Annotated in this window: 11 protein-coding genes; 8 read left to right on the top strand and 3 right to left on the bottom strand. The window is 42.5% G+C overall.

Annotated elements, in window-relative coordinates; translation table 11 throughout:
* From PHP90_RS07265 to PHP90_RS07250, 4 genes are all read left to right on the top strand, one after another.
* Positions 1-1,263 (top strand): topoisomerase DNA-binding C4 zinc finger domain-containing protein (locus tag PHP90_RS07265; protein ID WP_299927495.1); only part of this gene is annotated, 1,263 nt, incomplete at its 5' end.
* Positions 1,260-1,775 carry a YfcE family phosphodiesterase gene (locus PHP90_RS07260; protein ID WP_299927492.1) on the top strand — a complete coding sequence of 172 codons (516 nt, stop codon included), beginning with the start codon at positions 1,260-1,262 and terminating at the stop codon, positions 1,773-1,775. The genes PHP90_RS07265 and PHP90_RS07260, both read left to right, overlap by 4 nt.
* 2 nt (positions 1,776-1,777) lie before the next feature.
* Positions 1,778-2,668 carry a biotin synthase gene (locus PHP90_RS07255; RefSeq protein WP_299927498.1) on the top strand — a complete coding sequence of 297 codons (891 nt, stop codon included), beginning with the start codon at positions 1,778-1,780 and terminating at the stop codon, positions 2,666-2,668.
* A 43-nt stretch (positions 2,669-2,711) separates the two neighbouring features.
* Positions 2,712-3,068 carry an AMMECR1 domain-containing protein gene (locus tag PHP90_RS07250; protein WP_299927489.1) on the top strand — a complete coding sequence of 119 codons (357 nt, stop codon included), beginning with the start codon at positions 2,712-2,714 and terminating at the stop codon, positions 3,066-3,068.
* Here the strand turns inward: PHP90_RS07250 and PHP90_RS07245 are convergent.
* Complete coding sequence (locus tag PHP90_RS07245) at positions 3,049-4,002, bottom strand: NAD(P)-binding domain-containing protein (RefSeq protein ID WP_299927486.1); 954 nt, start codon at positions 4,000-4,002, stop codon at positions 3,049-3,051. The two genes, PHP90_RS07250 and PHP90_RS07245, sit on opposite strands and share 20 nt — an antisense overlap.
* Positions 4,003-4,078: 76 nt before the next feature.
* Here PHP90_RS07245 and PHP90_RS07240 point away from each other — a divergent pair, with 76 nt between their 5' ends.
* Both PHP90_RS07240 and PHP90_RS07235 read left to right on the top strand, forming a co-directional pair.
* Complete coding sequence (locus PHP90_RS07240; protein ID WP_299927483.1) at positions 4,079-4,411, top strand: hypothetical protein; 333 nt, start codon at positions 4,079-4,081, stop codon at positions 4,409-4,411.
* A gap of 77 nt (positions 4,412-4,488) precedes the next feature.
* Positions 4,489-5,565, top strand: coding sequence for an OmpA family protein (locus PHP90_RS07235; RefSeq protein ID WP_299927480.1), 1,077 nt, complete (start codon positions 4,489-4,491; stop codon positions 5,563-5,565).
* A 47-nt stretch (positions 5,566-5,612) separates the two neighbouring features.
* Here the strand turns inward: PHP90_RS07235 and msrA are convergent, their stop codons facing one another.
* Positions 5,613-6,146 (bottom strand): peptide-methionine (S)-S-oxide reductase MsrA, encoded by a 534-nt coding sequence (msrA, locus tag PHP90_RS07230; protein ID WP_299927478.1) that lies wholly within the window; start codon positions 6,144-6,146, stop codon positions 5,613-5,615.
* Positions 6,147-6,223: 77 nt separating this feature from the next.
* On the bottom strand, positions 6,224-7,291 hold the full coding sequence (locus PHP90_RS07225; RefSeq protein ID WP_299927475.1) for an SO_0444 family Cu/Zn efflux transporter: 1,068 nt from the start codon (positions 7,289-7,291) through the stop codon (positions 6,224-6,226).
* 439 nt (positions 7,292-7,730) lie between these two features.
* Here PHP90_RS07225 and PHP90_RS07220 point away from each other — a divergent pair, with 439 nt between their 5' ends.
* Together PHP90_RS07220 and PHP90_RS07215 are read left to right on the top strand one after the other, a co-directional pair.
* Positions 7,731-7,973 carry a hypothetical protein gene (locus tag PHP90_RS07220; protein ID WP_299927472.1) on the top strand — a complete coding sequence of 81 codons (243 nt, stop codon included), beginning with the start codon at positions 7,731-7,733 and terminating at the stop codon, positions 7,971-7,973.
* Positions 7,974-7,985: 12 nt separating this feature from the next.
* The gene (locus PHP90_RS07215; RefSeq protein WP_299927470.1) at positions 7,986-8,651 is read left to right on the top strand and encodes a response regulator transcription factor; all 666 of its coding nucleotides are present in this window, start codon (positions 7,986-7,988) and stop codon (positions 8,649-8,651) included.

Here is an 8,651-nt window from a genome sequence, read left to right as displayed (position 1 = left end):
AGATACGGCAAAGAGTATTTGCCTAAAGAAATAAAAGTTTATACGAAAAAATCCAAAGGGGCACAAGAGGCGCATGAAGCGATCCGTCCTACCATGCTCGCCTTTACCCCTGAGATCGCGGCAACGTATCTCAAACCCGATGAGATTAAACTTTATCGTCTTATTTACAACCGCTTCTTAGCATGTCAAATGAACGATGCGAGATTTGAACAACAAAGTATTACATTTGAATCCCCTAAAGCTCAGTTCCGGGCAACGGGACGGAAACTCTTGTTTGACGGGTTTTACCGAGTAACCGGAAGCGATGACAAAGACAAACTCCTCCCTTCACTCACTACCGGAGATGCGATTGATATCCAAACCATCACACCTGAGCAGCACTTTACCGAACCGCCGGCACGCTACTCTGAAGCAAGTCTGATCAAAAAACTGGAATCTGAGGGGATCGGTCGTCCATCTACCTACGCTCCGACCATCTCAACGCTTCAGGCACGTGATTATATCACCGTAGAGAAACGGCAAATTATGCCGACTGAAATTGCCTTTACTGTTACCGAGATGTTGGAAACGCATTTTAACGAGATCGTGGACGCATCCTTTACCGCTACGATGGAAGAGACTCTCGATGAAATCAGCGATGAAGGGAAATCGTGGCACAAAATTTTGCTCGATTTCTATTATCCGTTTATCGAAAAAATCGAGGCCGGAAAGAGCAATATCGTCAGTCTCAAAATGGCCAAGCCGCTTGGTCGTAACTGTCCGCAATGCGGAAGCGAATTGCTTCTTCGTTCAGGCCGTTTTGGAGAATTTATTGCCTGCAGCGGTTTTCCGAAATGTAAATATACGGAACAAACAGAAGAGAACCAAAAAGAGAACCCGGCAACCCCTGATGAAGTCAGTGAAGAAATATGCGATAAATGCGGCAGTGCCATGGTAGTCAAAAACGGTCGTAACGGGAAATTTTTGGCATGCAGCGGATATCCAAAATGTAAAAACACCAAAACACTTGCCGAGCAAAAAACATCCGAAGTGCCGTGCCCGGAATGCGGCGGAAAACTGTTATGGAGACAATCGCGCAGAGGTGCGTTTTGGGGATGTGAACATTATCCGAAGTGTAAATTTATCTCCAAATTTGAACCATCAACTAAAAAGTGTGAAGTCGAAGGGTGCGGCGGAGCATTGGCTCCGAGAACCTACCGAAATAAAGAAGTGTATGAGTGTGTTAAATGTAAAGATCGTACACCAAGAGAGGAAGATGCGTGAAAATCGGGCTTTTGTCAGACACCCATACTAAAAAAGGGCGTTCGCAAAAGGCAATCGATCATCTTGTATCACAAGGGGCTGAGTTTTTGATTCATGCCGGAGATATTGTAAAACCCGAAATTCTTGACCAGCTCAAAAACAGCGGTATACGTTATGTCGCTGTGTATGGTAACAATGATGCCGGGTTGATCGAATATCACACCAAATACAATCTTGTCCAAGAACCGCATTATTTTAAACTCGGCGGTGTCAATTTCAAATTGATGCACCTGCCGTTTTATATGAATGCCGATGCAGAAGTGATCATTTTCGGGCATACGCACGTGTTTGAATGCGATTTTAAAAATCGTACCCTCTTTCTCAATCCTGGAGAAGTGTGTGCGAGAGACAAGCCATTTTCAAACTGTGCCATGCTTGAAACTTCGGACACAAACTTCACTGTTACCCATTATTTTCGTGCAGTCGAAAGTGATGTATTCGAGGAACGACACTACATTTTTGAGAGAGCATAAATCTGTCTCGCAAGAGGCAAGATTCAGTATTCCAAAGGAAAAATATGAAAAAAATCTTTTTGTGTTCCATCTGCAATATCAATAGCGGAACCTGCAATGAAGACTGTAAGTTCTGTTCCCAAAGTGTCAAATACAAAGCAGACATCGAACGGTACAAACAAAAACCGATGGACCAAATTTTAGAAGAAGCACGCCGGCTTGAAGCACTCGGTGCACTTGGATTTTGTCTCGTTACGGCACAAAAAGGGTTGGATGATAAAACACTCGAATTTGTCTGCAACGTCGCGTCCACCCTCAAACGTGAAGTGCCTCGTCTGCGTCTTATCGCCTGCAACGGCACTGCATCGCTGGAACAGCTTCAAGAGCTAAAACGAGCCGGAATCAATGCCTATAATCATAATCTTGAAACCAGTCGTGCCTTTTACAGCCAAGTCTGCACAACCCATCCGTGGGATGAGCGCTATGAAACCTGTGAAAATGTGAACCGCTCAGGACTCAAACTCATCAGCGGCGGAATATTCGGGATGGGAGAGACACAAGAAGACCGCATCAGCATGTTAGAGTCCTTGAAAGAACTCAATCCTATCTCCGTGCCGCTCAATTTTTATCACCACAATCCGGCGTTACCGCTCCATCCGAGCCCTCTCACTATCGATGAATCATTAGACCTCATTACCCTCGCACGGAAAATTTTAGATAAAGCCGATCGGATTATGATTGCCGGAGGGCGTGAAATTACATTTAAAGAGCGTCAAGATGAAATTTTTTCGGCAGGGGCAAACAGTATCGTAATCGGCAACTATCTCACAACCGCCGGACGCGAAGCTCATACGGATCTAAAGATGCTTCAAGAACTCGGATTTGAAATTGCTTTGTCACCTGAGGATAAGTAAGTTATAATAGCGGAACACGCTTGCAAGAGGAGGTAAATAATACATGTCCAAATCCGTATTATTAACCATTGCACGGCAGTCTATCGAAGAGGTACTGCAAGCGGAGCGCTCTATTAACAGAGAAACGCTTCTTCAAGAATATCCTATTCTCAATCAACCGATGGCTACTGAAATCACTCTGTATTTAAACAACAAAATACGGGGAAATTCAAAAAGTGAGTCACCGCAGCGCTCCCTTCTTGATGACATAATTCATAACGCTAAAATAGCTGCTTTTCAAGATGAAAATTTTGATCCGCTTGTCACTTCCGAATATCTTCACACAGCTATAGAATTAACCTTGTTTAGTGCAGAAGGACCGCTCAGTCATAAAAGTGACCCTATTTTGAAAGACCAATAATATAATTGGCAATTGCATAGCCGTGGTTTAGTCCCAATGCGATTGAACCGCCCGATTCTTGGGTAATATCTCCGGCAACAAAAAGACCGGGAACATTGGTTTGATAGTTCTCATCATGAACCGGCTTGCCATCCTCTTCCTGAATGCCGCTGCTTTGCAAAAATCCGCTCGGTGTCGTGCCACCGATGGCATAAACAATCCGGTCAAACAGCTCCGATTCTCCGTCGCTGAAAACGACTTTCACTTTCCCGCTTTCACTCTCAAGCTCGATTATTTCAGTATTCAACATTGCATGCAGCGAGTTCTCGCTCATTGCTTTGTAGATATCAGCTTGATTTGTTGGATTTGCACGACGAAACGTTCCCCGACGATAGCAGATCGTAACCGCATTGCGATCACACAATTCAACCGCATATTCGATTGCCGAATCACCGCCTCCTACAACCATAACCCTCTCGCCTTGAGAACATCCGTCTAGGGTATAATGTATTTGATTTTTAATCGATGTGGGAATTTTATAATCGGGTTTATTGGGTTTTCCCATTCGACCGATCGTAACAACCACATATTTTGCCTTCACACTCCCGCCGGCAATAAATACTTCAAATCCACCTTCTATTTTCACAATTTTTTGCACTTCAGTATGCGTTTTAAGCTCAACCGCTTCATTATCCAATAACTGATCAAAAAAGTCCAATGTAGATTCTTTCGTGCCATCCATAAAATAGATACTTCCATCCAATTCTACTTTTTGCCCTTTCCAGTCTTTATCTACCCGCTTATTGTCTTTGTAAAACTTACGAATCGTTGCATTATGATTTTCATCTTTTTCTAATAACACGATATCACGCATACCCAAAGCATAACTTTCTATCGCTGTCGCTATCCCTGCAGGACCTGCACCGATTATTGCCAACTCATAAATATGTTCCATTCGTGCTCCTAAATTTTCTAATGCAAATACTCTATCACAAAGAGGGATAAAATTCGATTTATGTTATCATTGTTTTATGTACTATGTAATCCAACGTCACCAAGGTGATCCCAAAAAGCATTATCTTGCTTACAATGTTCCAAAATATATTAGTTCAGAGAACAGTCAAAATATTATTTTTGAATTTCAGCACAATGGTGTGAGCAAACGTAAATGGGCACCCAAAGAAGAAATCATTCTCCTCACCGATGATAAAGAACTGTTTCGAACAACATTGGAAAAACTTGAATCTCTAAAAGCTTCCCATCTTGAAAAAATAGATGCAGCTGAAGCGCAATTAAATCACGAAATTCTATCTTTACTAAACACTATGCAGTCAGCATTTCAAGCAATTAAGAAAAATAATTAAACCCTATTTAGCAACATTTCACATACATTCTTGTGCTATAATTCTTCATTCACAAATGTCTTAAGGAGACTTGTATCATGAAAAAATTAGTATTCTCTTCTTTACTCGCTGCTACATTGCTTGGAGCAAGTGATTATAACTACGAAGTTTCGCCAATGGCCGGATATGTATTCCCATCAGGTCAACGTCTTGAAAATCACGCCGCATACGGTGCAGAATTTCAATACAATGCAGTTGATTCCCTTTTAAAACCGGAACTTTCTGTATTATGGAGCGATGCCGATTATGAGTACATCAAACCTCATGCAACCGATATCTGGCGTACTGCGATCAATGGTGTTTATGACTTTACAACCAGTAATAACATCACTCCGTTTGCCAAAGCCGGTCTTGGGTATGAGCATATCAATGACCGTGGAAATGGTACTGAAAACCTAAATCACAACGGTGCGTTTGCAGATGCAGGTGCCGGTGTAAAAGTTGGTATTACCGATCAAATCGCGCTTAAACTCGAAGCGATCGAAATGTTAAAGTTTAATCATTTTGATTGGGATAACAGCTTGCTTCTTATGGCAGGGATCAATTTTGCATTCGGTGAAAAAGCGCAGCCTGCGGCTCCGGTAGCAGCTGCTCCTGAACCTGTTGCCGCTCCGGCACCGAAACCAACTCCTGCGCCAAAACCTGTCGTAGCTGCTCCTGCACCAAAACCGGTTGTAGTAGCTGCTCCTATCGACAGCGACGGAGACGGTGTATTTGATCCTCAAGACAAATGCCCTAATACTCCAAAAGGATTTAAAGTTGATTCCGACGGTTGTCCGTTAAAAGCGACACTTAACTTGAACTTTGCAAGTGATTCCAACAAAGTGGATACTGAAGGTACGGCTAAAGTCGATGCTTTCGCATCATTCCTTAAAGAGAGCCCTGCATATAAAGCGAATATCGTAGGACATACAGACAGTACCGGTTCGGATAAATACAACCAAAAACTCTCTGAAAAACGTGCGGAAACCGTTAAAACTATGCTTATCAACGATGGTATAGCAGCTGAACGTTTGACAGCTGAAGGTATGGGTGAAAAAATGCCTATCGCTTCTAACAAAACAAAAGAAGGACGTGCTGAAAACCGTCGTATTGAAGTGGAACTTTGCAAATAAGCTAAGCTCTCTTCTCCAACTTTCCCGCAACCGCGGGAAATCCCCCTCTACTTTTTAACTTTATCCCCAAATTTCTTCATAAATTTTTCAATCTTCGGAGCGATAACTGCATAACAGTACCCTTGTGTCGGATGTTCCGAATAGTAATTTTGGTGATACGCTTCAGCAGGATAAAATACAGGAGCAGGAGAAAGCTCGGTCACAATTTGTTCGCTCCACCCTTTTTGCGCTTCTTCAATAGACTCAAGAGCTTTTTTCTTTTGATCCTCATTCATGTAAAAGATAACAGAACGGTATTGTGTCCCGCGATCCGCTCCTTGAGCGTTTAGAGTTGTAGGGTTGTGCACTTCCCAAAAAATTTCTAAAATCTGTTCATAGCTAATATGGTCAGGATCATAGGTAATTTCAACCACTTCAGCATGACCTGTAGCTCCGCTGCATACTTGCTCATAATTAGGATTCGGGCGTGCTCCTCCGGCGTAGCCACTGATAGCACTGCACACCCCGTTTACTCGATTATAAACTGCTTCGATACACCAAAAGCATCCGCCGCCCAAAAGGGCTTTTTCACTGCATCCCATACTAGCTCCTAATTTTTAGGTGATTATCCACTTTTTCAACTGCAAAACGACTCAGATACCAAAAACACTTGTAAAATTTAAGAACAGCAAGAGCCACCGCTGCAACTCTTATTTTTTTTGTTCAAACGCGCTTGAATCAAATTGTAGGCTATCAGGATAAGTAAGGCTCCGGCTCCAAAGTTTTCTACCCATCCGTGAGCTTCTTGGTGTGAAAGCATCCCACCTATCGCTGTAGCATCAAAAAAGAGGTCGAACACTATCCCGAACCCGACACTCCCGATGATAATGCTGCCCAAATATATGATTAACGCTTTAGTACCAAGCATCGATTTAACGACCCCCATAGTCACCGTATTGGTTGCCGGCCCCGCACTCAAAAATACAAATGCAGCTCCAGGCGAAACCCCTGCCAAAATCAACGATGCAGCGATCGGCAACGAAGCGGTTGCGCACACATACATCGGAGCTGCGATCGCAACAGCTATAAGATACCCCATCCATCGGCTATCCGTAAAATAATGACTCAAATTTCCCGGGATCATCATCGAAATAAAGGCGCCGATCACCAATCCCCATAATAAAGGAGATGCGATCCCCCCCAATAAAGAGACAAATCCGTAATGCAAGGCACGTCTAATCGAAAATGAGTGTACACGAGCAGTTTCATTTACAGGTTTGTTCACAAATAAAGGTTGAGAAGATTGAGGATTGAGAGAAAATTTTGCAACGGTAGGTACATGCGGTTTAATCATAACATTAGCCAAACTACCTGCAATTATGGCAATAATACTGGAAGTAATAACCCGATAGAACGTAAATGCCCATCCAAACATTCCATAGGTTGCAAGAATCGAATCAACACCGGTAATCGGCGTTGAAATCAAAAAGGACAATACCGCACCCTCAGATGCACCTTTTCGCTTTAGCTCGGCGGCAAAGGGAATAACGCTGCAAGAACACAATGGAAGGGGTATTCCAAAGAGTGTCCCTTTAAACACGGATTTCCACCCTCGCGTTCCCAGCTGTTTAGTTATCAAATCCTCTGGAACCAGCTCGTGCAATATCCCGGCAATCAGTACACCGACAACAATAAAGATCCCCATCGATGCACTCAAATTCCAAAATGACGATGCTAATGCTTCCACTCTATTATCCTTTTTAAAATTAATAATTATTATCGAATTATGACTCTTAATCCTTTCTATCTCATAAAAAGCTTGAATTACCCGCTTTTGCTCTTTTACTCTTAATTTTTGCGTTACCGTTGAGTAACTTTAGAACGGTACGATTCTAGCATATCTTACACAAAGGAGACCCAAATGGAAAAAATGACACCGTTGGAAAAAATGATCGTCAAAAAACTTCGTCAATCCAAACGCGCCAGTTGGATGGTAGACTAAATCATATTTTGCCGCTTCAGGCAATCCTTCTTCACCCTCATTTATCCTTCTTATTAACTCTTTTTAACGTTATAATTTGCTTTACATTCGTTTATAGTTCTTTTGCCCTTCGTTAACATCGCTGCGTCATACTGTTGAACGTGCCCCTCATGATGAGGCAGTATCTGTAACCAAGGAGTATCCTATGATTCGATTCGTCATCCTCCCGATATTAAGTTGTGCCTATCTAGCGGCATCAACACCGACACCTATTGATATGGCATCTGATTTGAACCTGACCGCCAATCAGATCAAACAACTGCAGCAAATCGATACGACTGTCGAGCAGGTTAAGCGTCATTCGTATGCAAGAAAGATTGAAGTTCTCAATCCTGAACAACGCAAACTTTTCTTTGCACGATACAAAACAATCTGTACCAATGACTAAAAAAGGTGAATAATGCTCCAAGCATTGATGGTCGAAGACGACCCTGATATTACGACACTGCTCGTGAACTATTTAAAAAACTACGGTATCGCCGTAAATGCTGTTTCCACACCCTCGGCAGGACTTAATCTTTTAAATACGGATCATTTCGATCTTATTATTTTGGATTTAACTCTGCCGCAAATGGATGGATTGGAATTGTGCAAAGCGATCCGTCTTAAAACTGACATTCCTATCCTTATTTCAAGTGCTCGAAGTGATATCAACGATAAAATTATCGGACTCGAATACGGTGCAGACGATTACCTCCCAAAACCCTATGAACCTCGTGAGCTTATCGCACGGATCAAAAGTGTCTTACGCCGTTACAGACCGACTCTTGAGAAAAAAAATAAGCTTTTTATTTTGAATGAAAATGAGCAAACAATTATCTATGACGGGCTTCCTCTTTCTCTGACACGTGCTGAATATGAGCTGTTATCCCTCTTTATACTCCATCCCAATCAAACACTTAGCCGTGATTTCCTCTCAAACAATTCCGAAGCGATTTCATGGGAAAGTTCCGTTCGTACTATTGATGTGATTATCAGTCGTCTACGTCAAAAAATAGAAAAAGACCCCAAAAACCCTCGTTTTATCCACTCCATACGAGGCAGCGGGTATCGGTTTTCAGGATAA

Origin of the sequence: Sulfuricurvum sp., assembly GCF_028712165.1 — a bacterium.
Taxonomy (GTDB): Bacteria; Campylobacterota; Campylobacteria; order Campylobacterales; family Sulfurimonadaceae; genus Sulfuricurvum.
This window is presented reverse-complemented; position numbering and strand designations above follow the sequence as displayed.